The sequence below is a fragment of the Pantoea sp. Pa-EAmG genome (assembly GCF_030024295.1).
GTDB classification, from domain to species: domain Bacteria; phylum Pseudomonadota; class Gammaproteobacteria; order Enterobacterales; family Enterobacteriaceae; genus Pantoea; species Pantoea dispersa.
Window position 1 is genome coordinate 1 of sequence record NZ_JASEWO010000053.1, and the last position, 25,269, is coordinate 25,269.

The 25,269-nt window shown below is 57.9% G+C and carries 27 protein-coding genes and 1 tRNA gene; 17 read left to right on the plus strand and 11 right to left on the minus strand.

Annotation, left to right across the window (positions count from 1 at the left end):
• From mepS to yejF, 6 genes are all read left to right on the plus strand, one after another.
• A partial coding sequence (mepS, locus tag QMM04_RS09610; protein ID WP_282996076.1) for a bifunctional murein DD-endopeptidase/murein LD-carboxypeptidase occupies positions 1–362 on the plus strand: 362 nt, incomplete at its 5' end.
• A gap of 228 nt (positions 363–590) precedes the next feature.
• Positions 591–2,156, plus strand: coding sequence for a cyclic di-GMP phosphodiesterase (locus QMM04_RS09615; RefSeq protein ID WP_104093086.1), 1,566 nt, complete (start codon positions 591–593; stop codon positions 2,154–2,156).
• A gap of 65 nt (positions 2,157–2,221) precedes the next feature.
• Complete coding sequence (locus QMM04_RS09620; RefSeq protein ID WP_215800826.1) at positions 2,222–4,030, plus strand: extracellular solute-binding protein; 1,809 nt, start codon at positions 2,222–2,224, stop codon at positions 4,028–4,030.
• 10 nt (positions 4,031–4,040) lie between these two features.
• Entirely contained in the window at positions 4,041–5,132 is a 1,092-nt protein-coding gene (locus QMM04_RS09625; RefSeq protein ID WP_282996077.1) for a microcin C ABC transporter permease YejB, read from the plus strand.
• Positions 5,132–6,154 carry a microcin C ABC transporter permease gene (locus QMM04_RS09630; protein ID WP_058780318.1) on the plus strand — a complete coding sequence of 341 codons (1,023 nt, stop codon included), beginning with the start codon at positions 5,132–5,134 and terminating at the stop codon, positions 6,152–6,154. Before QMM04_RS09625 ends, QMM04_RS09630 begins: the two co-directional genes overlap by 1 nt.
• A complete protein-coding gene (yejF, locus tag QMM04_RS09635; RefSeq protein WP_282996078.1) occupies positions 6,155–7,744 on the plus strand; it encodes a microcin C ABC transporter ATP-binding protein YejF in 1,590 nt (529 codons plus the stop codon).
• On the opposite strand, the gene QMM04_RS09640 is transcribed toward yejF, so the two are convergent.
• The 3 genes from QMM04_RS09640 to rsuA form a co-directional block, all read right to left on the minus strand.
• Positions 7,738–8,064 (minus strand): hypothetical protein, encoded by a 327-nt coding sequence (locus tag QMM04_RS09640; protein WP_021509254.1) that lies wholly within the window; start codon positions 8,062–8,064, stop codon positions 7,738–7,740. The genes yejF and QMM04_RS09640 overlap by 7 nt on opposite strands.
• A gap of 331 nt (positions 8,065–8,395) precedes the next feature.
• Positions 8,396–9,589, minus strand: coding sequence for a Bcr/CflA family multidrug efflux MFS transporter (locus tag QMM04_RS09645; RefSeq protein WP_021509253.1), 1,194 nt, complete (start codon positions 9,587–9,589; stop codon positions 8,396–8,398).
• 12 nt (positions 9,590–9,601) lie between these two features.
• Complete coding sequence (gene rsuA / locus QMM04_RS09650) at positions 9,602–10,324, minus strand: 16S rRNA pseudouridine(516) synthase RsuA (protein ID WP_282996079.1); 723 nt, start codon at positions 10,322–10,324, stop codon at positions 9,602–9,604.
• A 225-nt stretch (positions 10,325–10,549) separates the two neighbouring features.
• Here rsuA and QMM04_RS09655 point away from each other — a divergent pair, with 225 nt between their 5' ends.
• Together QMM04_RS09655 and rplY are read left to right on the plus strand one after the other, a co-directional pair.
• Complete coding sequence (locus QMM04_RS09655; RefSeq protein WP_282996080.1) at positions 10,550–12,304, plus strand: DEAD/DEAH box helicase; 1,755 nt, start codon at positions 10,550–10,552, stop codon at positions 12,302–12,304.
• Positions 12,305–12,435: 131 nt separating this feature from the next.
• On the plus strand, positions 12,436–12,720 hold the full coding sequence (gene rplY, locus QMM04_RS09660; RefSeq protein WP_058775794.1) for a 50S ribosomal protein L25: 285 nt from the start codon (positions 12,436–12,438) through the stop codon (positions 12,718–12,720).
• A 64-nt stretch (positions 12,721–12,784) separates the two neighbouring features.
• On the opposite strand, the gene yejK is transcribed toward rplY, so the two are convergent.
• The gene (gene yejK, locus QMM04_RS09665; RefSeq protein WP_021509250.1) at positions 12,785–13,789 is read right to left on the minus strand and encodes a nucleoid-associated protein YejK; all 1,005 of its coding nucleotides are present in this window, start codon (positions 13,787–13,789) and stop codon (positions 12,785–12,787) included.
• Between the two features lie 158 nt (positions 13,790–13,947).
• On the opposite strand from yejK, the gene QMM04_RS09670 reads away from it, so the two are divergent.
• From QMM04_RS09670 to QMM04_RS09685, 4 genes are all read left to right on the plus strand, one after another.
• On the plus strand, positions 13,948–14,175 hold the full coding sequence (locus QMM04_RS09670; RefSeq protein WP_021509249.1) for a YejL family protein: 228 nt from the start codon (positions 13,948–13,950) through the stop codon (positions 14,173–14,175).
• 23 nt (positions 14,176–14,198) lie between these two features.
• Entirely contained in the window at positions 14,199–15,947 is a 1,749-nt protein-coding gene (gene yejM / locus QMM04_RS09675) for an LPS biosynthesis-modulating metalloenzyme YejM (protein WP_282996081.1), read from the plus strand.
• A 72-nt stretch (positions 15,948–16,019) separates the two neighbouring features.
• Positions 16,020–16,096, plus strand: a tRNA-Pro gene (locus tag QMM04_RS09680).
• A 162-nt stretch (positions 16,097–16,258) separates the two neighbouring features.
• Positions 16,259–16,585, plus strand: a complete 327-nt coding sequence (locus QMM04_RS09685) for a four-helix bundle copper-binding protein (protein ID WP_104188522.1) — start codon at positions 16,259–16,261, stop codon at positions 16,583–16,585.
• A 33-nt stretch (positions 16,586–16,618) separates the two neighbouring features.
• Here the strand turns inward: QMM04_RS09685 and QMM04_RS09690 are convergent, their stop codons facing one another.
• Positions 16,619–16,891, minus strand: coding sequence for a hypothetical protein (locus QMM04_RS09690; RefSeq protein WP_211725188.1), 273 nt, complete (start codon positions 16,889–16,891; stop codon positions 16,619–16,621).
• Positions 16,892–17,033: 142 nt separating this feature from the next.
• Entirely contained in the window at positions 17,034–17,537 is a 504-nt protein-coding gene (locus QMM04_RS09695) for a hypothetical protein (RefSeq protein WP_282996082.1), read from the minus strand.
• A gap of 394 nt (positions 17,538–17,931) precedes the next feature.
• On the opposite strand from QMM04_RS09695, the gene QMM04_RS09700 reads away from it, so the two are divergent.
• The gene (locus tag QMM04_RS09700; RefSeq protein ID WP_010618078.1) at positions 17,932–18,135 is read left to right on the plus strand and encodes a hypothetical protein; all 204 of its coding nucleotides are present in this window, start codon (positions 17,932–17,934) and stop codon (positions 18,133–18,135) included.
• 76 nt (positions 18,136–18,211) lie between these two features.
• Positions 18,212–18,937 carry a 4'-phosphopantetheinyl transferase superfamily protein gene (locus QMM04_RS09705; RefSeq protein WP_211726739.1) on the plus strand — a complete coding sequence of 242 codons (726 nt, stop codon included), beginning with the start codon at positions 18,212–18,214 and terminating at the stop codon, positions 18,935–18,937.
• Positions 18,938–19,090: 153 nt separating this feature from the next.
• Here QMM04_RS09705 and QMM04_RS09710 read toward each other — a convergent pair whose 3' ends face one another.
• The 3 genes from QMM04_RS09710 to apbE form a co-directional block, all read right to left on the minus strand.
• Positions 19,091–20,743, minus strand: coding sequence for a multidrug ABC transporter permease/ATP-binding protein (locus tag QMM04_RS09710; protein WP_282996083.1), 1,653 nt, complete (start codon positions 20,741–20,743; stop codon positions 19,091–19,093).
• A gap of 86 nt (positions 20,744–20,829) precedes the next feature.
• Positions 20,830–21,471: a DNA oxidative demethylase AlkB gene (gene alkB, locus QMM04_RS09715; protein ID WP_059009149.1), complete on the minus strand. Its 642-nt coding sequence runs from the start codon at positions 21,469–21,471 to the stop codon at positions 20,830–20,832.
• A gap of 17 nt (positions 21,472–21,488) precedes the next feature.
• Entirely contained in the window at positions 21,489–22,520 is a 1,032-nt protein-coding gene (apbE, locus tag QMM04_RS09720) for an FAD:protein FMN transferase ApbE (RefSeq protein ID WP_088517034.1), read from the minus strand.
• Positions 22,521–22,661: 141 nt separating this feature from the next.
• On the opposite strand from apbE, the gene QMM04_RS09725 reads away from it, so the two are divergent.
• A complete protein-coding gene (locus tag QMM04_RS09725; protein ID WP_021509241.1) occupies positions 22,662–22,775 on the plus strand; it encodes a hypothetical protein in 114 nt (37 codons plus the stop codon).
• Between the two features lie 146 nt (positions 22,776–22,921).
• Entirely contained in the window at positions 22,922–23,077 is a 156-nt protein-coding gene (locus tag QMM04_RS09730) for a hypothetical protein (RefSeq protein WP_164861051.1), read from the plus strand.
• Between the two features lies 1 nt (position 23,078).
• Here the strand turns inward: QMM04_RS09730 and QMM04_RS09735 are convergent, their stop codons facing one another.
• Positions 23,079–23,534, minus strand: a complete 456-nt coding sequence (locus tag QMM04_RS09735) for a nuclear transport factor 2 family protein (protein WP_058758444.1) — start codon at positions 23,532–23,534, stop codon at positions 23,079–23,081.
• A gap of 97 nt (positions 23,535–23,631) precedes the next feature.
• Between QMM04_RS09735 and QMM04_RS09740 the strand changes: the two genes are divergently transcribed.
• The gene (locus tag QMM04_RS09740) at positions 23,632–24,195 is read left to right on the plus strand and encodes a TetR/AcrR family transcriptional regulator (RefSeq protein WP_282996084.1); all 564 of its coding nucleotides are present in this window, start codon (positions 23,632–23,634) and stop codon (positions 24,193–24,195) included.
• A 22-nt stretch (positions 24,196–24,217) separates the two neighbouring features.
• On the opposite strand, the gene ompC is transcribed toward QMM04_RS09740, so the two are convergent.
• Positions 24,218–25,269 (minus strand): porin OmpC (ompC, locus tag QMM04_RS09745; protein ID WP_282996085.1); only part of this gene is annotated, 1,052 nt, incomplete at its 5' end.

A 25,269-nucleotide genomic window follows, 5' to 3' on the forward strand; every position in this document is an offset into this window, starting at 1 on the left:
TGGAACAGTACAGTGACTGGAAAGGTGTACGTTATCGCTTAGGCGGCGACACCAAACGCGGCATTGACTGTTCTGCTTTTGTTCAGCGCACCTTTCGCGAACAGTTTGGTTTAGAGCTGCCGCGTTCCACCTCGGAACAGCAGGACAGCGGTAAAGAGATTTCACGCAGTAAACTGCGTCCGGGTGATTTAGTGCTGTTCCGCGCCGGCTCCACCGGTCGCCATGTCGGCATCTATCTCGGCAACGACAATTTTGTACACGCGTCTACCAGCAGCGGCGTGATGATTTCCAGCCTTAACGACAGTTACTGGAAAAACCGCTACCGCGAAGCGCGTCGGGTACTGGCAAAAAATCCCAGTTAATCCCCTTCCTTCCTGATGTTCTCAGCCAGAGAATCTGAAAACGCTGCCCCGGCAGCGTTTTTTTTTCGTCTGCGGTTGCTTAAGCCAAATCCATGGCGGAAAAAGTAATTGTGAATCAAAAATATAACGAGACTTTTCGCGCAGCCTCGTTATATTCTCGTTGCCTTGAACCAGCACAGTTGTATGCGTTTTTATAATAAAAAGGGCAAGATCAGGGGAACCAACTCCATGCCACTGTCGGGGACGTTAAATCGTCATGCCAGCTACTCGCGGCGCATCGCCTGGAGTAGCGTAATTATTGGGGTCGCGTTTTTTATCCTGTTTGTCACCGTCCTGCTCACGCTGACCTGGCAAAAACGCGTCCAGCAACACCAGCAGCTGCTGGCTCACAGCCGTGACGATCTGCAACAGGTGATGTCAACCCTGGTCGAGAGCCTTTATCCACTGCAGCAATACACTCAACTCAGCTGCAACAGCGTCAACCGTGAGCTGACCTCTCGCGCCGCCTTTGCCGGCAACATTCGCGCGATATTACTGGTACGCGACGGCAACGCTTACTGCTCTTCGGCTACCGGCGCATTTCTGCTGGCCGCCAGCGCCATTTCACCCGATTCAGAGCTGGAGCGCGACCGTGACGTCCGCCTGCTGCCCGGCACACCGCTGCAGCCCGCCAAACCAGCGCTCGCGCTGTGGCTGAAAAGTCCGGGAGCGAGCGAAACCGGCATCCTCGCCACCATGAACCTCAGCATGACGCCTTACCAGCTGCTGGCCTCTTACCATCCCGAAATCACGCGCATGGCGCTGGTGGCAGGCGACAGCGCGCTGCTCAGCGGCACCAGCCAGGTGGTGCGCAGCCGCGATTTGCCGCCCGCCCTCACCGACCTGACGCTTGATGACGGCAGCATGCGCTTTGTGCTTTACGGCAGCACGCTGGCCTCACGCGATTACACGCTGGCGTTACTGACCGGCCTGCTGCTGGCGCTGCTGGTTGCCGCAATCAGCTGGCTGCTGCTGTCGCTGCATCAGCGACCGGGACGTGAAATCCTGCTCGGCATCCGGCGCGGTCAGTTTCACGTTGAGTATCAGCCGCTGGTAACAGCACACAACGGCAAACCCTATGGCGTTGAAGCGCTGCTGCGCTGGACTCACCCGGTTGAAGGCATGATCCCACCCGATGTATTTATCAGCCACGCCGAAGCGCAGAACCTGATTATTCCTCTGACCCAACATCTGTTCAGCCTGGTAGCGCGCGACGCGCGTTTTCTCTGTCAGCAACTGCCGCGCGGCACCCGTCTCAGTCTGAATATGTCACCGCAGCATCTGGCATCGGCCAGTTTTCGCCGCGACGTGCAGGCGTGGATCGCCAGTATGCCCGCCGATCATTTTAACTATGTATTTGAAATCACCGAGCGCACCATGGTGCGAGAGAAGAACGCCGGCGAAATCTTCGCCTGGCTGCATGAACACAATTTCAAGATTGCCATCGATGATTTCGGCACTGGCCATAGCGCGCTGATCTACCTGGAAAAATATCCGTTCGACTACCTGAAAATCGATCGCGGCTTTGTGCAGAGTATCGGCACCGAAACCGTAACCTCGCCGGTGCTTGACACCGTGTTGCTGCTGGCAAAGAAACTCAACCTGAAAACCGTGGCGGAAGGGGTGGAAACCGGCGACCAGGCGGCCTGGCTGGTTAACCGGGGCGTCACGCATCTGCAGGGGTATCTGTTTAGCCGCCCGCTGCGCCCGGAAAAGCTGATTAGCTACTATCAGAGCCAGGCCAGTTTGGGTTAACGTCACGTACCGCGCATGAAACTGCTACCATACAGTGCGGATTACCACAGGAGAGCGCCCCACTTATGCTGCTTCGTCTTGCCACAGCACTACTGATGTGCAGCGCCATTGCGCCGGTGCACGCGGTCACTATCCATGAAAGCTATGCCTTTGCGAAGCTGGGCGAACCGAAATACGCGGTCAACTTCAGCCATTATGATTACGCCAATCCGGCGGCGCCAAAAGGTGGCAAGATCACCCTCGCCGTGGTGGGCACTTACGACAACTTCAACCGCTATGCGTCGCGCGGCAACCCCGGTATCGGCACTGACACGCTGTACGACGGCCTGTTTACCACCTCAGACGATGAGCCCGGCAGCTACTATCCGCTGATCGCCGAATCAGCACGCTATCCCAGCGATTATCACTGGATGGAAGTGTCGATCAATCCGCACGCGCAGTTTCAGGACGGTACACCGATCACCGCGCAGGATGTCGCCTTCACCTTCGGCAAATTCATGACCGAAGGCGTGCCGCAGTTTCGCGTGGCGTTTCGTGGCGTGCAGGTGAAAGCGCTGAACCGGCTGACGGTGCGCATTGAGATGCCCAAACCAGACAAAGACCTGGTGCTGAGCTGGATCACGCTGCCGGTGCTGCCGGAAAAATTCTGGCAGAACAAAAAATTCAATGAGCCGATTGGCTATCCGCCGCTCGCCAGCGGGCCTTACCGCGTCACTTCGTACAAATCCGGCCAGTTCATCCAATATAGTCGGGTGAAGAACTACTGGGCGGCCAATCTGCCGGTGAACCGCGGTCGCTTTAATTTCGATACCCTGCGCTACGACTACTATCTTGATGACAACGTGGCTTTTGAAGCGTTTAAGGCCGGTGCCTATGATCTGCGCGAGGAGGGTTCGGCGAAGAAATGGGCCACACAATATCGCGGGCGCAACTTCACCAGCCACGCCATTGTGAAAGCCACCACGCCGAATGACGTCGCCACCGACACGCGCTGGCTGGCGTTCAATAACGAGAAAGCATTGTTTGCCGACCGCCGCGTGCGCGAGGCGCTGACGCTGGCGTTTGATTTTGAGTGGATGAACAAAGCGCTGTTCTACGGCGCTTACAAGCGAACCGACAGCTACTTCCAGAACACCGCTTACGCCGCCAAAGGCTATCCTGACGCCGATCAGCTGGTCCTGCTCGCGCCCTACAAGGCGCAGCTGCCTGCCGAAGTCTTTAACAACGCCTACGCGCCGCCGCACTCTGACGGCAGCGGCTTTGACCGCAACAATTTGCTGCGGGCGATGGCGCTGCTGAAGCAAGCCGGCTGGCAGATCAAAAATCAGCAGCTGGTGAACGTGAAAACCGGCCAGCCGTTTCAGTTTGAACTGTTGCTGCGCAGCGGTTCTCTGAACGACTGGGCGCTGCCATTCCAGCACAGCCTGGCACGGCTTGGCATTACGATGACGCTGCGTGAGGTGGACAGTTCGCAATATCTGCGCCGGCTGCGCGAAGGCGATTACGACATGATTCCGTCGCTTTATCAGGCGATGCCGTGGCCCTCCACCAGCCTGCAGTATGTCTGGCAGTCGGATTACATCAGCTCATCGTGGAACACCGCGCGGGTAAAAGATCCGCTGGTCGACCATTTCGTGCAGCAGATCGTGGCGCATCAGGGCGATGAAAAAGCGCTGCTGCCGCTCGGTCAGGCGCTGGATCGCCTGCTGCTGTGGAACGCCTACATGATTCCGATGTGGTACAACGCCGAGCAGCGGCTGGCCTGGTGGGACAAGTTTTCCCATCCGCAGATTAAACCGGCGTTTGCCACCGGGCTGGAAAACTGGTGGTACGATGTGAACAAAGCCGGTCGTTTACCGGCCGATCGACGCTGAGGAGAGCGGTTTGGGTGCTTATTTCCTGCGCAGGCTGTTGCTGATTATTCCCACGATGTGGGCCATCATCACCCTGAATTTCTTTATCGTACAGATTGCGCCGGGCGGTCCGGTCGATCAGGCGCTGGCCAACATCCAGTTTGGTCATAGCACCGGTCTGCCTGGCGGCGGCGGCAGTGACAGCGGCGCGCGCGGTGCGCTGGTGCGCGACAATCCCGGCGACAGCCAGTACCGCGGCGCGCGCGGGCTGGATCCGGAAGTGGTGGCAGAAATAACCCATCGCTACGGCTTCGATAAGCCACTGCTGCAGCGCTATGGCGAAATGCTGTGGAATTACCTGCGTTTTGACTTTGGCGACAGCCTGTTTCGTAACGCCTCGGTGCTGCAGCTGATTAAAGAGAGCCTGCCGGTGTCGATCAGCCTCGGGTTGTGGAGCACGCTGATCATCTATCTGGTGTCGATTCCGCTGGGCATCAAAAAAGCGGTGCGCAACGGCAGCGCGTTTGATATCTGGAGCAGCATCTTTATCATCATCGGCTACTCAATTCCGGCGTTTTTGTTTGCCATCATGCTGATTGTGCTGTTTGCCGGCGGCAGCTATCTCGACTGGTTCCCGCTCCGCGGCCTCACTTCGCCGCAGTTTGACACGCTGCCGTGGTACAGCAAAATCAGCGATTATCTGTGGCATATCACCCTGCCGGTGCTGGCTACGGTAATTGGCGGCTTTGCCACCCTGACCATGCTGACGAAAAATTCGTTCCTTGATGAGGTGCGCAAACAGTACGTCGTCACGGCACGCGCCAAGGGCCTGGATGAGAAGCGCATCCTGTACGGCCACGTGTTTCGCAACGCCATGCTGCTGGTGATCGCCGGGTTTCCCACCACCTTTATCAGTATGTTTTTCACCAGCTCGGTGCTGATTGAGGTGATGTTCTCACTCAACGGCATGGGGCTGCTCGGCTATGATGCCACCATTCAGCGCGACTATCCGGTGATGTTCGGCACGCTGTATATCTTTACGCTGATTGGCCTGCTGATGAATATTCTCAGCGATCTGACCTATACGCTGGTCGATCCACGCATTGATTTTGAGGGCCGCTGATGCGTCTATCTCCCGTTAACCAGCAGCGCTGGCAGCGCTTTCGTCACAACCGTCGCGGCTACTGGTCGCTGTGGCTGTTTCTGCTCATTTTTGTGCTGTCGCTGGGCGCGGAATTATTAGCCAATGACAAACCGCTGCTGGTGCATTACCAGCAGCGCTGGTACGCACCGCTGCTGTTTAACTACAGCGAGAGTGATTTTGGCGGCCAGTTTGCCACGCCGGCGGATTATCAGGATCCGTGGCTGAAACAACGTATTGATCAGCAGGGCTGGGCGCTATGGGCTCCCATCCGCTTCAGCGACAGCACCATTCATTTCGCCACCGACGTGCCCTTCCCGTCACCGCCGTCGGCGCAAAACTGGCTGGGTACCGATGCTAATGGTGGCGATGTACTGGCGCGTCTGCTGTACGGCACGCGCATCTCGCTGCTGTTCGGCTTGCTGTTAACGCTGTTCTCCAGCGTGATTGGCATTGTGGTGGGTGCCCTGCAGGGCTACTTTGGCGGCCGCGTTGACCTGATCGGCCAGCGATTGATTGAAGTGTGGTCCGGCATGCCGACGCTGTTCATGCTGATTCTGCTCTCCAGCGTGATTCAGCCCAATTTCTGGTGGCTGTTACTGCTGACGGTGATTTTCGGCTGGATGAGCCTGGTGAGCGTCGTGCGCGCTGAGTTCCTGCGTACGCGTAACTTTGACTATATCCGCGCCGCACGCGCGCTGGGCGTGAGCGATAGCCGCATCATGCTGCGCCACATGTTGCCCAACGCCATGGTTGCCACGCTCACCTTTCTGCCGTTTATCCTGTGCGGTTCGATCACCACGTTGACCTCACTGGATTTTCTCGGCTTCGGCCTGCCGGTGGGCTCGCCGTCGCTGGGCGAACTGCTGCTGCAGGGAAAAAACAATTTACAGGCACCGTGGCTTGGCCTTTCTGGCTTCTTCGCCCTCGCCCTGCTGCTGTCGCTGCTGATTTTTATCGGCGAAGCGGTACGCGATGCCTTTGATCCGAGCCGGGGGCGCTAAATGAGTTTGTTAACGGTGAATCATCTGGCGGTGGCGTTCGGGCCGCGCCGCGTGGTGGAAGATATCTCGCTGCGCATCGACGCCGGCGAAACGCTGGCGCTGGTGGGCGAATCGGGATCGGGCAAGAGCGTGACGGCGCTGTCGATTATGCGTCTGCTGCCGCAGCCGCCGGTGAGCTATCCGCAGGGCGAAATTGTGTTTGACGGGCGCGATGTGCTGCAGGCCAGCGAGCGTGAAATGCGCGGGCTGCGCGGCAACCAGATGGCGATGATTTTTCAGGAGCCGATGGTGTCACTCAATCCGCTGCACAGCGTGGAGAAGCAGCTGTATGAAGTGCTGTCGCTGCACCGTGGCATGCGGCGTGAAGCGGCGCGCGCTGAGATTCTCAGCTGCCTCGATCGCGTAGGCATTCGCCAGGCCGCGACGCGCCTGCAGGATTTTCCGCACCAGCTGTCCGGCGGCGAGCGCCAGCGCGTGATGATCGCCATGGCCTTGCTGACCCAGCCCAAACTGCTGATTGCCGATGAGCCTACTACGGCGCTGGACGTTACGGTGCAGGCACAGATTTTACAGCTGCTGCGCGAACTGCAGCGCGAACTGAACATGGGCATGCTGTTCATTACCCATAACCTGAACATTGTGCGTCAACTGGCCCACAGCGTGACGGTGATGCGCAACGGGCGCGAGGTGGAACACAACCGCTGTGACGCACTATTTCGCCAGCCACAGCAGCCTTATACCCGCGAGCTGCTGGCCGCCGAGCCGGACGGCGCACCGGTACCGCTGATCGACGCGCCGCCGCTGTTGCAGGTGAATAATTTGCAGGTGGGTTTCCCGATTCGCCGTGGACTGCTGAAGCGCACCGTGGCGGAAAAAACCGCGCTACATAATCTCAGTTTTACCCTGCGGCGCGGCGAAAGCCTCGGGTTAGTCGGCGAATCCGGGTCAGGCAAAAGCACTACCGGCCTGGCGCTGCTGCGCCTGATTGCTGCGCGCGGCGAGATCTGGTTCGACGGCCAGCCGCTGCATCAGCTGAGCGCGAAGCAGCTACTGCCGCTGCGCCAGCGCATTCAGGTGGTGTTTCAGGATCCCAACTCTTCACTCAATCCGCGCATGACGGTACAGCAGGTGATTGCCGAAGGGCTGGCGGTGCACCAGCCGCAGCTCAGCGCTGCCGAACAGGAAGCCAGAGTCATTGCGGTGATGGAAGAGGTTGGCCTGGAGGCAGCGAGCCGCAGCCGCTACCCGGCGGAATTCTCTGGCGGTCAGCGCCAGCGTATCGCCATTGCCCGCGCGCTGATCCTGCAGCCGCAGCTAATCGTGCTGGATGAACCCACCTCGTCGCTGGACCGCTCGGTGCAAAAGCAGATCCTCACCCTGCTGCGCCGTTTACAGCAGCAGCATCAGCTCGCGTATCTGTTTATCAGTCACGATTTGCAGGTGGTGCGCGCGCTGTGTCATCAGCTGGTGGTGTTGCGCCAGGGTGAAGTGGTGGAACAGGGTGAATGCGAAGCGCTGTTCAACGCGCCCGCAGCAGAGTATACGCGTCAGCTGCTGGCCTCCGCGCAGGGCGAGATCGGGCCTCAGTGACCGTCAAAGGTTTCGGCGATCGCCACGCCCTGATTTTTCAGACAACAGTTAGTGGCGCTCTCGTCGCCGCGCTGAATCAGCAAACACGGCTGCCCTTCACATTCGGCAATTTTGCACTCGACCTGAATCTGCGCCAGCGTTTCCTGGAGCTGCTGCAGGATCTCCAGCGCCGGATGGCCATCATGGCTCAGCAGGCGCAGCGCGACCAGATCCCCGTCATGCGCGCCGTTCGCTGCTTCCTGGCGTTCAATGGCGCCGGCATGTTCCAGCGACCAGCGGTAAAGTTGTGGTAAACGATGCACAACCGAGAGTTGCAGCATAGTGTTTCGGTTCCCAGAGACAGTAACGTTATTCACAACGGACGGCTTCATCGCGGTGAATCCCCACCTGGCAAGCTCAGCATACGGACGTCAAGGATAGCCTTCTCGTTTTAAGCACAAAGCGTGATGCAACTTTATTATTTGCGAGCTTTCTCGCATTTATGCCTATGTTTACCGCGTTACGCGGCGCTTAACAATCATTTTAGACGCAATGTCGTTACTTTTTTATCAATTAATTTTCACAATATGGAAACATTAAGCAGAGCGAGAGTGCGGAGAGGGGCAAATCAGGAGGTGAAATAACAGCGGGCTCAGCATAGACCCGCCGCCATCACGCGGTGTGGCGCGGACGGGCGGCGTAGCTGAACAACACGATTGAGACGGTAGCGCACAGCGCGATGGTGGCGACCATCGGCCAGGCGCTGTTGACGCTGACCAGCGACAGCAGCGCGCCAACCAGCGCACCGACGCCAAAGCGCAGCGTACCGGCCAGCGAGGATGCGGTGCCGGCCATATGGGGAAATTCGTCGAGGATCACCGCCATCGCATTGGAGGAGACGGTCGATACGCAGCCAATAAACATTGCCACGCCAAACACCAGCGGCAGGAAACCGAGGTTGAGCGCGCTGACAATCAGCAGCCAGATGCCCATGGCAAACTGAATCAGCAGACCGAGGCGGAACATCGCCAGCGGTCCGAAACGGCGCACCGCGCGGCTGTTAATCAGCGTCATGACAAACAGAAACACCACGTTGAGGCCAAAGTAGTAGCCGAAATTCTGCGGCGACACATGGTTCACTTCAATGTAAACAAACGGCCCGGCGTTAAGAAAGGTAAACAGCCCGGCAAACGAGAAGCCGCTAGCCAGCATATAGCTGAAGGCGCGTTTGTGCCGCACCAGCGCGACAAAATTGCTCAGCGTGGTGCGCAGGTGAAAACGCTGCCGCTGCTCGGGCTTAAGCGTTTCGCGGATCTGCGTTACCACCAGCACGGTGGTAATCAGTGCGGCCAATGCCAGCGTCCAGAAGATGGCGTGCCAGTTCCACAGCAGCAGCAGCCAGCCGCCGATGATCGGGGCCAGCAGCGGCGCAATAGTGGTGATCAGCATGACAAACGACATCATGCGCGAGAAATCTTCTTTCGAATAACTGTCGCGCATCAGGGCGTTAATCACCACGCTGGCCGCGGCGGCGGAGAGCCCGTGCAGGAAACGCATCAGAATCAGCTGGTCAATGGATTGCGACAGCGCACAGGCTGCCGCCGCGCAGGCAAAAATCAGCGTGCCAAGCACAATCACCGGTTTACGTCCGTAGCTGTCGGCCAGCGGGCCATACACCAGTTGACCAATGGCGAAGCCGAGGATGTAGAGATTCAGCGTCATCTGTACGCTGCCGGCCGACACCGCGAATTCACGGGCGATTTGCGGCATTGCCGGCAGATACATATCAATGGAGAGCGGCATCAGCATCGCCAGCAATCCCAGAATCACCACTAATCCCACCGGTGAATTTTTTTCCTTACGCACCACTGTCTCCCGCTATTTGCGCTGTTTCAGTTCGTCCGGCAGGCCGATGCTGTTGATTTCCGCCTCGGTCAGTTCACGGTATTCGCCTTCACCGAGCTCGTCATCCAGCACAATCTTACCGATGCTTTCGCGATGCAGCGCCGTGACGTGGTTGCCCATCGCCGCAAACATACGTTTCACCTGGTGATAGCGCCCTTCACTGAGGGTGAGGCGCGCGGCTTTCTCATCGAGGATTTCCAGCTGCGCCGGTTTGGTCAGATCTTTCTCGTTGTGCAGCTGAATGCCGGCAGCAAATTTTTCGATCAGCCCCGCATCAAGCGGCTGCTCCAGTTCCACCAGGTAGGTTTTCTCCAGGTGATGGCGCGGAGAGGTAATGCGATGCGACCACTGACCATCATCGGTCAGCAGCACCAGCCCGGTGGTATCAATATCCAGCCGCCCTGCCGCGTGCAGTTTGAACGCCGCCGGCTCCTCAATGAAGTAGAGAATGGTGGGATGATCCGGATCGTCGGTGGAGCAGACATAGCCCTGCGGTTTATTCAGCATGAAATAGCGCGGGCCCTGCTGCACCGTCAGCGGATTGCCGTCGTACTCTACGGCATCGTCCGGCAGGACTTTATACGCGGTGTCGCGCACCACTTCGCCATTGATGGTGATCTTTCTGCCACGTATTTCACGGCCGGCGATGGCACGGCTAACTTCCAGTTGCTGAGATATGAATTTGTCGAGTCGCATGAATTCGCTTTTTTGCCTGTTACTGCGGAGGGGAACTGAAACGGCGTTTGCCCGGTAAATCATTTACAGCGTAGCGCGGCGGCCACGGCATAATTGAGCGCAGGGTTAACCGTTGAAAAAGTGTGGGCAGTATAGCCTGAACCTTCGCCTGCTAATAGTGCCGATCCTGCGTTTCAGCCACTTTCATGGCATAATGCGCGTCCGTTCCAGAAAAAGCCGGTTCCCATGTCGTTTACCCTGCGCCCCTATCAGCAAGAAGCCGTTGATGCCACCGTTGCCCATTTTCGCCGCCACGCCACGCCAGCGGTGATTGTGCTGCCGACCGGCGCCGGCAAAAGCCTGGTGATCGCCGAACTGGCGCGGCTGGCGCGCGGTCGCGTGCTGGTGCTGGCTCACGTCAAAGAACTGGTGGAGCAGAACCACAGTAAATATCAGGCGTATGGCCTGCAGGCGGACATCTTCGCCGCGGGCCTGCAGCGCAAGCAGAGCGACGGTAAAGTGGTATTCGGCAGCGTGCAATCGGTGGCGCGCAATCTGGCCAGTTTTGACAGCGCCTTTTCGCTGGTGATCGTCGATGAGTGCCATCGCATCAGCGACAACGAGGAGAGCCAGTATCAGCAGCTATTTGCCCATCTGCGCCAGCACAATCCGCAGCTGCGTCTGCTGGGGCTGACCGCCACGCCATTCCGCCTGGGCAAAGGTTGGATTTACCAGTACCACTATCACGGCATGGTGCGCGGCGATGATAACGCGCTGTTCCGCGACTGCATCTACGAATTGCCGCTGCGCTATATGATCAAACATGGCTTTCTGGTGCCGCCCGAGCGGCTGGATATGCCGGTGGTACAGTATGATTTCAGTCGGCTGATCCCACAGAATAATGGCCTGTTCAGTGAGGCCGATCTTAACCGCGAACTGAAACAGCAGCAGCGCGTCACGCCGCAGATCATGCGACAGATCATCGAGTTCGCTGAAACGCGCCGCGGCGTGATGGTGTTTGCCGCAACCGTTGAACACGCGCGGGAAATTCTCAGCCTGCTGCCGGAAAACAGTGCGCTGGTATCGGCAGAAACCCCGGTGAAAGAGCGTGACCGGCTGATTCAGCAGTTCAAAGCGCAGCAGCTTAAGTTTCTGGTTAACGTGGCGGTGCTGACCACCGGCTTTGACGCGCCGCACGTCGATTTGATCGCCATTCTGCGCCCGACCGAATCGGTCAGCCTGTATCAGCAAATTGTCGGTCGCGGGTTGCGGCTGGCACCAGGTAAAACCGACTGCCTGATCCTCGATTACGCCGGAAACCCGCACGATCTCTTTACGCCCGAAGTCGGCGCACCGAAAGGCGCCAGCGATAACCAGCCGGTGCAGGTGTTTTGTCCGGCCTGCGGCTTTGCCAACACCTTCTGGGGCAAGGCGACCGAAGATGGCCACGTCATTGAGCACTTTGGCCGCCGCTGTCAGGGCGTGCTCGACGATGACGAGGGCAATCGCGCGCAGTGCGACTACCGTTTCCGCTTTAAAAGCTGCCCGGACTGCGGTGCAGAAAATGATATCGCCGCGCGCCGCTGCCAGCAGTGCGACAAGGTGCTGGTCGACCCCGATGATATGCTGAAAGCGGCGCTGAAGCTGAAAGACGCGCGCGTACTGCGCTGTAGTGGTATGACGCTGGCGCACGGACGCGATGATAAAGGCGAGTGGCTGCAAGCCACCTATTATGATGAGGATGGCACCAGCGTCAGCGAGCGCTTTCGCCTGCGCACTCCGGCGCAGCGCACCGCCTTTGAGCAGCTGTTTATGCGGCCACATCAGCGTGCGCCCGGCGTGGAGCTCGGCTGGCAGACCGCCGCCGATGTGGTGGCGCTGCAGCCGCTGCTGCGCCATCCCGATTTTGTGGTGGCGCGCGCCAAAGGCCACTACTGGCAGGTGCGGGAAAAAATGTTCGATTATCAGGGACGCTATCGCCGCGCTAACGAGCTGCGCTAAGCGGCGGAATCATTTGCCCCGCTGTGGCAATCCGGCTATAATGCCGCCCGCTTTTGCATCCGTAAAAGCGTATTGAATAACCGTCCTGTTGCTGGGTCGCCTGTAGCAGGAACTATAGAAGAGATCTTAAGATGTTCACTATTAATGCAGAAGTACGTAAAGAGCAGGGTAAGGGTGCGAGCCGCCGCCTGCGCGCAGCGAACAAATTCCCGGCCATCATCTATGGCGGTAAAGACGCTGCGGTTTCTATCGAACTGGACCACGACTCTGTGATGAACATGCAGGCTAAGCCTGAGTTCTACAGCGACGTGCTGACTCTGGTTGTTGACGGTAAAGAAACCAAAGTTAAAGTTCAGGCTGTTCAGCGTCACCCGTTCAAGCCAAAACTGCACCACATCGACTTCGTTCGCGCTTAATCGCTAACGGGTTGACGAAAAAACGCCGCATCTGCGGCGTTTTTTTATGGCGCAAATCCGGCGATCACTGACCGCCGGTGCGACGCTGCAGCTGATCGCGCAGATTCGGCGGCGTGCCTTTGATGGTCAGCGTATCGGTGGCCGGATCCCAGAAAATGCGCTCGCCCAGCAGCATGGCATCAAAGTTAAGCGTTAATCCCCCGCCGCTACCGGCAAACTTCGTCAGCTGACGCAGGGTGCTGCGGTCGGCCGGGAAATGTTCCTCCAGCTCATAACCCTGTTCCTGGGTAAACGCCTGAAAGGTTTTTTCGCCCAGCGGCGGCAGTTCGCTGGAGAGATCTTCCAGCGCAATCTCTTCGCCCGCCTGCAGCTGCTCATTGCAATAGCTGTAGACCTGTTGGCGATAGTTCTGGCGCTCATTTTTATCCAGGCTGGACTCGGCGCAGTAATCATCTACCGCCTGCAGCAGCCCGCGGTTCTGTGCTTTGGTGTCCAGACCGACGCTGGCGCCGAGGAAATCCATGAAGAAATCGGCCACTTTACGCCCCACGCGTCCGCGCAGGAAGGTCAGGTAGCGCGTGGATTCCGGGTTGGTTTCCCACTCGGTGAGATCGATACGCGCCACGATATCGGCATGGTTGATGTCCAGATAGTGCGTGCTGCTGATGTCGAGCTGCTCGTTAACGCGCATGCTCGACTGGCTGTTCAGCACCGCCACCAGCAGATACTCCACCGCCAGATAGCGATAGTGCAGAAACAGCACCACGCCGCCTTCGGCGAACGGGTATTTGCTCAGCTCGTCGCGCAGGCGTCCGGTAGCCGCACGGCTGAACGCCAGGAAGTCATCCTGCCCTTTGCGGCAGTTGCGCAGCGCTTCCGCCAGCTCGCTGTCTTCATTAAACAGGCCGTAAGCCTTGCTTTTGGCGCTATAGACGCGGTGTAACTCTTCCGCCATCTCTTCCACCGCCTGCGTGGCAGGTAACAGAGTATCGCGCAGCACCAGTTCCAGCTGGTTTTCATCACGTTTGACTAACTGATGCAGGGCAATCTGGTCGATATCCAGACTCATGGTAGACTCTCCTTTGGGCTCAGCCGCGTATTCAAACACCGCCTGCCGCTGCTTTCAACTGCGCGCACAAACTGATCGTTCTGCTTGCGATAAAATTGCGGAAAAAAGTGCGTTGTTACGGTAATATACCGCGTTTTCACACTTGATTAGTCGACGATATGCCACAATCATCCCGTTATAGCGACGCGCGCGTCGAACAGCTTCTCGCGCAGTTGGCGCAGGTTCTTGAAAAAGACAAAGCGCCAACCGATCTTTCCCTGATGGTGTTGGGGAACATGGTGACCAATTTGATCAACACCGACATCGCACCGGCCCAGCGCCGCAGCCTCGCCCGCTCGTTTGCGGAAGCGCTGCAGTCTTCCGTGCGCGATGACAACGCTCACTAAATTGCAGATTTGACCTCATAAATATGGTAACCAACCGGCAGCGCTACCGTGAAAAAGTCTCCCAGATGATCAGCTGGGGGCACTGGTTTGCCCTGTTTAATATTCTGTTTGCGCTTATTTTAGGCAGCCGCTACCTGTTGGTCGCCGACTGGCCCTCTTCCCTCGCCGGCCGTATTTATGCGTTTACCAGCTGGATTGGCCATTTCAGCTTTATCGTGTTTGCCGCTTATCTGCTGATCATCTTCCCGCTGACGTTTGTCGCCATGTCGCAGCGGTTGCTGCGCGTGCTCTCCGCCGTGGTCGCCACGGCCGGGCTGACGCTGATTATGGTAGACAGCGCTGTGTTCAACCGTTTCCATCTGCACCTCAATCCGGTGGTGTGGGAACTGGTGGTCAACCCCGATCAAAGCGAGATGGCGCGCGACTGGCAGCTGATGTTTATCAGCGTACCGCTGATTTTCCTCGTTGAGATGCTGTTTGCCACCTGGAGCTGGCAAAAGCTGCGCAGCCTGAACCGGCGTTCGTTTGGCAAGCCGCTGGCCGCGCTGTTTATCAGCGCCTTCTTTGCCAGTCATCTGCTGTATATCTGGGCAGACGCCAACTTCTACCGGCCGATTACCATGCAGCGTGCCAACCTGCCGCTCTCCTATCCGATGACCGCACGGCGTTTTCTGGAGCGACACGGCCTGCTGGATGCGCAGGAGTATCAGCGCCGTCTGGTGCAACAGGGCGATCCGGAAGCGCTGTCGGTGCAGTATCCGCTCAGCGATATTACGTTCCACGATGGCGGAACGCGCCACAACCTGCTGATTCTGACGGTGGACGGCCTGAACAATGCCACGGTGGATAAAGCGCTGCCATCGCTCAATCAGTTCGCCAGTGAAAACGTGCGCTTTACCCAGCATTACAGCGCCGGACTGCAGCCGGAAAAAGGCCTGTTCGGCCTGTTCTACGGTATCTCCTCCAGCTACATGGACGGCGTGCTGGCGGCGCGCATGCCCTCTGCCCTGCTCGGCGCGCTGAACAGCCAGGGTTATCAGTTCGGCCTGTTCTCTTCCGATGGCTTTAGCCAGCCGCTGTACCGTCAGGCGCTGCTGGCGGATTACAGCCTGCCGCAGGCCGATACCCAGCCTAACAGCACCACGGTGACACAGTGGCAGAACTGGCTCAATGGTCAGAAAGGCGGCGCGCCCTGGTTCTCATGGATTGCGCTCAACGGCGTGACGGTAACCGGCGACAGCACCAAAGCGCGCCAGCGCAGCTATATGCGCCAGGCGACAAACGTGGATGAACAAATCGCGACGGTGCTGCATACGCTGCAGCAGAATGATGCGCTGAAGAATACCGTGGTGGTGATCACGGCGCAGCGCGCCATCACCTTCGACAACAGCGATAATCCGGGCAACCGCGCCACGCTGCAGGTGCCGCTGGTGGTGCACTGGCCGAATACCCCGGCACAGAGCATCGATCGCCTGACCGATCAGCAGGATGTGATGACCACGCTGATGCAGCGCCTGCTGCACGTGCGCACCAATCCGGTTAACTATTCACAGGGTGAAGATCTGTTTGCCGCGCAGCGCAGCCATAACTGGGTCGCCAGCAGTGAAGATGGCAAACTGGTGGTGACCACGCCAACGGTGACGCTGGTGCTCAGCAACAACGGTAATTACAGCGCGTACGATGCCCAGGGCAAAGAGTTGAAAGATCATAAACCTCAGCTGGCGCTGCTGTTGCAGGTGCTGACGGAAGAGAAACGGTTCACGGCAAACTGATTAATTATGAGGCAGTTAAGCTGCCGGCATATTGCAATCGCCAACGGAACCAGTAGTATAACCCTCCACGTTCGGCACGTAGCGCAGCCTGGTAGCGCACTGTCATGGGGTGTCAGGGGTCGGAGGTTCAAATCCTCTCGTGCCGACCAAAATCCCAAAGAAAAGCAGCCTTTATGGCTGCTTTTTTATTTTCTGCTGTAAAATCGCGGCGTTAAGCACAGCGCGGTAATAAATCCTAACGCTTTCCTTCATTGCATAATGACCAATCCTTTCCAGGCTTAAACGGTTAATCACCAATGCAAGGAGGAAACATGCTTGATGAATATAAACGCTGCGTGGAGGCTTGTTATCTGTGCGCAGCCGCGTGCGACCACTGCGCAACATCCTGTCTGGATGAGGAAAATGTGGAGATGATGCGCGAATGCATCAGGCTGGATATGCAGTGCGCCAATACCTGTCGCCTCACGGCGCAGTTCATGGCGCTAAACAGTGCATCGGTGCAGCAGCTCTGTCAGTTCTGCGCCGACATCTGCCAGCAGTGCGCGCAGTCGTGCCAGCAGCATCAACACCAGCACTGCCAGCAATGCGCTCAGGCCTGTCAGCGCTGTGCAGAAGAGTGCCGTAAAATGGCGGCATGATGCCAGCCGGATTGAGATTCGCTGCGGCGAATCTCAATTGTTGACGCTGAGTGAAACCTCTGCCTCGCAGGGTTGCACCAGAATCAGTGGGCATTTCTTCACCTTACACGCCTGCGAATAAGCCAGCTCGCACACTTCGCAGATATCGCGTACGTCCGACTCATATTCATACTCCATGAAGTAGCGAAACGTACCGCTGCGCGTGTCACTGCGCCAGAAGCGTTGCGGTTCCAGTATTTCATCCAGTTGCCTGAAGGTCAGGGCTGAGGGGTTGTGAAAACCCACTCTTACACGATATTTAGTCATGCCCTGATAATTATCGAGTTTCCGCTGCGTTGCCAGCCGGAAACAATTCTCGCTGGGATAGGGAAAATCTTTGCTGTGGATAACGCATCGGGTGCCGCAACCAAACGCGCGACGATCGCGGCACAGATGAAGGGCTAAACCGTCAGCGTTTGATTTTTAAATCATCATCCCAGCGGTCTGCCGCCGCGTGCGCGGGATCGTGATCCTGCAGCAAAAACTCGCCGTTTTGCTGGGCGATCTGCTCACCGGTATCGGTAATCGCGTTTTGAATAAATACCTTTGCCTGCGCGCCATTCACAAAGGTGAGCTGATGGAAGGCAGTTTTGTTGCCCCAGTCTTTCGACGGCGCTGAAATATAGCGGATGGTGTAACTCTGGTCCTCAACGCTGCCCTGTATCACGTAGAGGCCATAATGATTTTCGCCCTGCGACAGGATTTTATACACCCCGTTGCTGTAGTAATAAATCACCGCATCCGGGAACGGCTTTTCATCATAGAGTTTACGGTAGTGCAGTTTATGCACAAAGGTGGGTTTGCCGGGCACCACTTCAATATTGCCCTGCGCATTCTGGAAGCTGAGATCTGCTGCCTGTGCAGCGCCTACGCTCATGCAACCCAGTAACATTATGCCAGCCAGTTTTTGCATCGTTCGCTCCTTAGCCTCTTTCGTCAGCCACCAGCATGTTACGCCCACGCTTTACCCCGGTTAAACGAAGCGGCTATCGATGTGTGATGGGCTTCATAATACAGCCACCACAGGAAGGATAGAGATGGAAAATGACCGCGTCATTACCGCGCCAGACGCGGCTATTCGTCACCACTGCGACAGGCCCTGACCTTACTGTTCAGGGTGCAAAATCCTGCAGCATAATCTCGCATCACACTTCATTCATGCTGCGAAACAGGTACTTAACTGAAGTCAGCAAAGCCGACCGGGATCACGTTTCTACTGATTTGTGACAGCAATTCATTAAAGTGAAACAAAAATGTCACAGATTTCCCCTACCCTAAAGCTCCCGTTTATTTGATGGAATCTCGTTATGGTCATCAAAGCAAAAAACCTGCAGGATGCGGAAGAACTCCTGCACTCAGGCATCAGCAAAGTGGAGCTGGCGTATGATATTGGCAGCGATGATTTCTTCCGCCTGGCGAGCCACTGGTGCGACCGTGGTGCACGCATTACCAAAGGCCACCACCATTTTGTGGTGCAGATGAAGAGCTTCGCTATCCCGCCAAATCGCTAACCCGCAGCAGCCTTTTCGGCTTGCTCTGCCCGCGGCTGACTGGTAAAACACGCTTTTCCATCAGCCGTTACTCATTATGTTCTCAGCCGAAACATCCCTGCCGCTGCCCGCTTGTGGATTTATCACCGCCGCTGGCCACACCGCTGAATCGCTGTCGCTGGCGTGGTGCCGCTTTGATCGGCAACAGTGGCACGCCGCTTTACCTGCGCAGTGGCAATTGCCGCTGCCGTCTGCACTACAGCAGGCAGCCAGCAAACGCAAAATTGAATATCTCGCCAGCCGCTGGCTGGTGCGGCAACAGCTGGCGCAGCTGGGAATCACTGATTTTGTGCTGCACAACGCGCCGGATCGCTCACCGTGCTGGCCGGCAGGCATCCGTGCTTCGCTGTCGCACAGCCATGACTGCGTGGTGCTGGCCGCGACGCGCGAGGCATTGTATGTGGGCATTGATGTTGAGCAGGTGATGGCAGAGGAAACCGCGCAGGACACGGCGGAACTGCTGATGAACGCGCAGGAGCGCGCGCTGCTTGAGGGCCAGCCGCTGCCCTTTGCGCAGGCGGCAACGCTGCTGTTTTCGCTGAAAGAGAGTCTTTATAAGGCGCTATGGCCGCGGCTGCATCAGCCCATGGCATTTCATCAGGCTGCGCTGATTGAGCTCGACCTGCCGCAGCAGCGCGCCAGGCTGCAGCTGTGTCAGGATTTCAGCGCGGAATTTACCCGCAGCACCGTGCTGGACGCACGCTTCTGGCTGCAGCCGGCGCGTGTGGTCACACTGCTCACTCACCCGGCCTGCGAGCAATAAAAAACCGGCGCGGAATAAGCCCGGGCCGGTGACAACACAAGACGACAGAAGTGTTCCAGGGAGGCAGAGACGAGGATCTCTGCTGCGACCCACTGTATCCCGCTGACAACGTCCTGCCCAATAAGGGTTTTTGCTAAGCTTTGCCGCCAGCCGTCAATGGCCGGTATCGGTGCGTTTGACGGCATCCAGCGTGGCCATTTCGCGCTCGCGGCCGGTCAGCTCGCTTAACTGCCCATCGCGCATTTCCAGCAGCCGATCGGCATGAATGAAGTAGTGATCGTCATGGCTGATGGCGAACACGGTTTTGCCGGACGCCTGAAGCCACGGCAGCAGCTCGCGGTAGAAGATGCGGCGGAAGTGCGGGTCCTGATCGGCCGCCCACTCATCGAGCAGCAGGATATCGCGCTCCTCTGCCGCCGCCAGCAGCAGAGCAAGCCGCTTGCTCTGCCCTTTCGACAGCTGCAGGTTGAGTACCCGGTTGCCTTCCAGCTTCAGCTTGTCCTGCATTTTCAGCCGCTCCAGCCACTGCTGCACCAGCGCCGGATTAGCCGGCTCACCACCGCGACGAATCAGGCGATCAAACAGGTGCACGTCAGTGAACACCGCCGAGAAGAGCTGGCGATAAGCATCAAGGTTATGCCAGTCCACCTCTTTACCGTCCAGCAGCAGGCGGCCTGAATGCGGCTGATACAGGCCGGTCAGCAGCATCGCCAGCGTGGATTTACCGCTGCCGTTACCACCAATCAGAAACACCAGTTCACCGCGGCGCAGCGTCAGGTTGATCGGGCCGACGGCAAAACCGTGCTCGCCATAATGGAAACAGACGTCGCGCAGCTCCAGCGTCTGCCAGTCGCTCACCGTCGGCAGCGCTTTGAAACCGGCGCTATAGGGAGCCAGATCGAAGGTATTAATTTTCCGCAACGCCACCTGTGCGCTGAGCAGCGTCGGCAGCGCGCCAACTGCCGCCAGCAGCGGCGTGCGCAGGAACAGCAGCGTCAGTGAATAGGTCGCGGCGACAGCGGTGTTGGCCCAGCCCAGGCCGTTGGCCATGAAGAACACAATACCAATCGCGCCGAGCATCATAATGTTCGACCAGTTCACCGCGCTGAGATGGAAGGTATCGGCGCGCACAATGTGACGACGATAATTCGTGGCATTTTCCTGATACACGGTGTCGTAAATCAGCCGGGCACGCTCGCGGTTAAGCTGCAGCTCTTTGCGCCCTTCAATGATGGTCTGAAAATCGCGGTACAGCTCGTCCTCGATGTCGCGCAGCTTCGCCATGTGCTGATAGACGCGCGACACCAGCAGCCAGCCGCCGATCAGCGTCACCACCAGCCACAGCGTGGTGATCAACAGCATTTGCGGTGACAGCCACGCCAGATAGATCGCGGACCCCAGCGTAATAATGATGCCCTGAATCAGCTCCGGCAGGCGCACAAACGCGATAGTGATGGCACGCACGTCGCTGGTCAGGCCGGCCAGCAGCTGAGCGTTACCAATCTGCTCAATGCGTTCAACCCGGGTATCCAGAATACGCTTGATAAACTCACCGCGCAGCCGCCAGACAAAATGGTGGCCGAGCTGAGTCAGCGCCAGCTGCGACGCCAGCGTCACCGCCATCAGCAGAAACAGCTGGGCGAGAAAGCCCGGCAGCACGGTGAGCGAGGTATTAACTGCCACGATCAGTTCATTATTGATGTAGGCGATCAGCCCGATACCCAGCGCAGCACTGAGCAGCGTCAGCACAATCACGCCGATAAACGGCCAGCGGTACTGGCGAAAAACAACCTGAAGCAATGCCATTAAAAATTATCCAGAGGTCAACCAGGCAGCCTGCAGTTTAATGGCGCCTCGGGTGAAGGCAAGAATAATTCTCATCCGTTTTACGGTTACTGGGCGCGGCGGAATGTCAGGTTGTAACGGAACGCGCCAGCCTGCGGATGGATGCCCGCTTTTAGCGGCAAAATGCCGTGATAGCGCAGGCGCGACGGACCGCCCCACACCACGATATCGCCGTGCTCCAGCAGCACGCGCTGCGTTGCATCGCCACGCTCGAAACCGCCAAACTGAAAAACGGCCGGCAGGCCAAGCGACACCGAGACAATCGGCTGGCGTAAGTCTTTCTCATCCTTATCCTGATGCAGCGTCAGTTTGGCACCGGGCTCATAGCGATTAATCAGGCAGGCATCCGGATTGAAACCGGCAAAGCCGGCCTCCTGCGCGGTCTGCTGCGCCAGCGTGCGGAACAGCGCGGGCATCGGCGGCCATTTACGGCCGCTGCTGACATCCTGTTCGGTGTACTGGTAACCGCGCGAATCGGTCGACCAGCCAAAATCACCGCAGTTGGTCATGGCGACTGACATGCGATGTCCACCCGGCGTGATGCGATGGGCAAACGGGTTAAGGGCCGCGACGTCATGAATCGCCGCCAGCAGCGCATCGGCCTGCTCGCGCGCCCGGCGACGCAGAATCACCGCGCCCTCGGCCAGCGGCTCCTGCCATGGCGCGTCTTCACTAAATAGATCCAGCACAGTTACCTCCTGTCAGGTCAGGGCTGATCGATAAGAAACGATTTGAACTGTGGCGACATCCAGTGGCTGAAGCCGTCGCCCTGCTTCGTAATCAGATACACCGCCAGATGCTGTTTCAGCGCCAGCGCTTTGGCACGCTCGGTGCCGAGCACCATCAGCCCGGTGTCCCAGCCGTCGGCTTCCAGCGCGGTGGTGGCAATCACCGTGGCTGAGACCAGCCGGTGATCGATGGGTCGGCCACTGGCCGGATCGATCACGTGCGAGATGCGTTTGCCATCCAGTTCATAATAGTTGCGATAGCTACCGGAGGTGCTGATTCCGTGCCCCTGCAGATCGACGCGTGCCTCCACCGCGTTCTCGCGATCGGTCGGTTTCTGGATGGCTACCCGCCACGGCTGCTGGCTGGCATTCAGGCCGCGACTCAGCACCGCCCCGCCCACCGACACCAGATAATTAGTGATGCCCTGCTGCTCCATCAGCCGCGCCAGGTGATCGGTGGCGTAGCCTTCGCCCATGGTGGAGAGATCGACATACAGGCCAGGCAGATCTTTCTGCAGCCACTGGCCGTTCACCGTTTCAATCACGCGCAGGTGTTGCAGGCCGGTCTGCGCTTTGGCGGCGGCGATAGCGGCATCCGATGGCGTATGCGCCGGCTGCTGCGCCGGGCCAAAGCCCCACAGATTCACCAGCGGTCCGACGGTAATGTCCATCGCGCCGCCGGTCAGCTGACCGATGCGCAGCGCGCGGGTGACGATATCGGCCATATCGGCACTGACCGGCTGGGGATCCTGTCCCTGATACTGGTTGAAGCGCGACAGCACCGAGTCCTTTTTCCAGGTAGAGAGTTCGCCATCGTCGCGATCGAGCTGCTGCTGAATAGCCTGCTGCAGCGCGGCCTTACGCTGAGCATCCACGCCCGCCAGACTCACGCGCCACACCGTTCCCATGGTTTTGCCTTCCAGCACCAGCGCCTGCTGCGCCGTTTTTTGCTCGCACCCGCTCAGCAGCAGTGCTACCATGCCCGTCAGCAGAATGTTCTGAAAATTCATCAATTCCTCGTCTGTAACTCATTACTACAGCCTATTACAAAGCATAACTCGCTTGTAAAACCGTCTAAAGCTGCTTGAAGTTGATCGCTGGCTGGCACAGCATACTGCGTTCCTGCACGAGAATCCTTACAGGAGCGACAGATGATTTATATGATCCTTGCTATTACCGCCGGGTTATTTGCTTACGGAAGCTTCCGTTGCTGGCAGCACTATCGCCACCGCCTGATTCAGCACTATCCGTCGCGCCGACGTTAAGGCATTGCACCAGCGTCGTGCATCCTGCACCGCTTCAGCGCTGGCGCAGTGTAACAAAGCGGCCACGGGGCGCGTGGCGCTGAGAGCGGTGGCGTGGCATGAATTGTGCAGCGTTGATGGTGGGTTGAACATCAGCGAGGTGCAATATGAGTAAGGCAACAGAACAACAGGATAAATGGCAGCGCTGGCTGAGCTTTTCCGCCTTTACGCTGGCGGGCGTGGCGCTGGAAGGCAGCCTGCCGCCTGCCACCACATCCCCGCAGCAGGCGGCAAAGGCCAGACGCTGGCGCAACGCGCCGTAAATTACAGACCCAGCTCGCTCAGGCCCGGATGATCGTCCGGGCGTCTGCCAGCCGGCCAGTGAAACAGCCGCGCTTCAGCGCTAATCGGCAAATCGTTGATGCAGGCGAAGCGCTGAATCATCAGACCATCGGCACCAAAGTGCCAGTTTTCATTGCCGTAGCTGCGGAACCAGTTGCCGCTGTCATCGCGCCACTCATAGGCAAAACGCACCGCCAGCTTATCGTGGTGCCACGCCCACAACTCTTTAATCAACCGATAATCCAGCTCGCGGGCCCATTTACGCTGCAGAAAGGTCACGACGTCCGCGCGGCCGTTAACGAATTCGCTGCGATTGCGCCAGCGGGTATCTTCACTGTAAACCTGCGACACGCGCTGCGGATCGCAGCTGTTCCAGGCATCTTCCGCCATACGCACTTTTTCTAAGGCACTTTGATGATCGAACGGGGGAATGAGCATTTTTTATCTCCTGATGATGTAGACAGGTCTGTCTACTTGATTCATCCTGCCGTATGTAGACAATTCTGTCTACCCCCGTAAACAGGAATTTTTTCTTATGCTCGCACCCCTGCTGTTTGATGCCAGCGCCAGCGCGCGTGACCGCATCCTGCTCAGCGCGCAACAGCTGTTTTATGCGCAAGGCATCCGTGCTACCGGCATCGATAAAGTGATTGCCGCGGCTGGCGTGACCAAAGTGACCTTCTACCGCCACTTTCCGGCCAAAAATGACTTAATTCTGGCGTTTCTGCAGCAGCGTCATCAGCGCTGGATGAGCGGCTTTCGCAGCGCGCTGGCGCAGCAGCCTGCCATCAACGTGGCGCTGCCGGCTGCGTTACTGAGCTGGTTTCAGGAGGAGGATTTTCGCGGCTGTGCGTTTATTAATAGCGCGGCAGAACTGGCTGATACCCTGCCGGAAGCGAGCGCACTTATTCGCCAGCACAAGCGTGAGATGGCGGCCGCCATTGCCGAAAGACTCAGCACGGCACAGCAGGATAAAACCGGGCAGATCGTGTTGCTGGTGGATGGCGCAATCGTGCAGGTTCAGATGGGGGAAGCGGCGCAGCAGGTGACGACAACGCTGCAGGCGGCGCTGAACTCGCTGCTGGAGAGCAGAGCGTGACCCGCAGGCCACGCTCTCCGGCTTAGAACTGGTAAACCAGGCCCAGCGCAACGATGTCGTCGGTGTTGATACCGGCCGCATCGGTGAAGTTGTTGTCGTCCAGCAGGTTGATCTGGTAATCAACATAGGTCGACATGTTTTTGTTGAAGTAATAGGTCGCACCCACGTCGACATATTTTTTCAGGTTCTGGCTGCCGTAACCTTCGATATCGCTGCCGCGTGAGGAGACGAAGGCCAGCGACGGACGCAGACCGAAGTCAAACTGATACTGTGCCACCAGTTCCCAGTTGTCCGCTTTGTTGGCATAGCCGTACGCAGCGGAATCCACCGCGCCGAAGCGGGTTGCGTTGTAAGAACGGGTGTACATCGCCGCCAGATACACGTTGTTAGCGTCATATTTCAGACCGCCGGTGTAGGCTTCGGCTTTATCACCGCGACCGAGAATGCCTGGCGCGTTGCCGTTCTGATTGTTGGTACGGTCAGACTGGAACATCGCCGCACCCAGACCGAAGCCGGAGCCCAGATCGTAGGTGGTGCTCAGACCCCAGCCGTCGCCATTCTCACCCAGGACATCACGACCGGAAGAGGATTCGGTTGGGTTGTCGTTTTTGCCCTGATACTGCACGGCAAAGTTCCAGCCATCCACCAGGCCGAAGAAGTTGCTGTTGCGGTAAGTCGCCAGGCCGTTGCTGCGCTGGAACATGAAGTTGTCCGCGCCGTAGGTGTCACCACCAAACTCCGGCAGCACGTCAGTCCAGGCGCCGATGTCATACAGTACGCCGTAGTTACGGCCGTAGTCGAACGAGCCCGCATCACCGAATTTCAGACCGGCGAAGCCGACACGGGTGTAGCTGTTAGCGGTACCCTGCGATTCTGCGGTGTTCAGCGCTGCCTGGTACTCCCACTGACCGTAGCCGGTCAGCTGGTCGGTCACCTGAGTTTCACCTTTAAAACCAAAACGCAGGTAAGACTGGTCACCGTCCTGGCCATCGTTGTCTGAGAAATAGTGCAGGCCATCTACTTTGCCGTAGAGGTCTAATTTGTTGCCATCTTTGTTATAAATTTCAGCTGCGC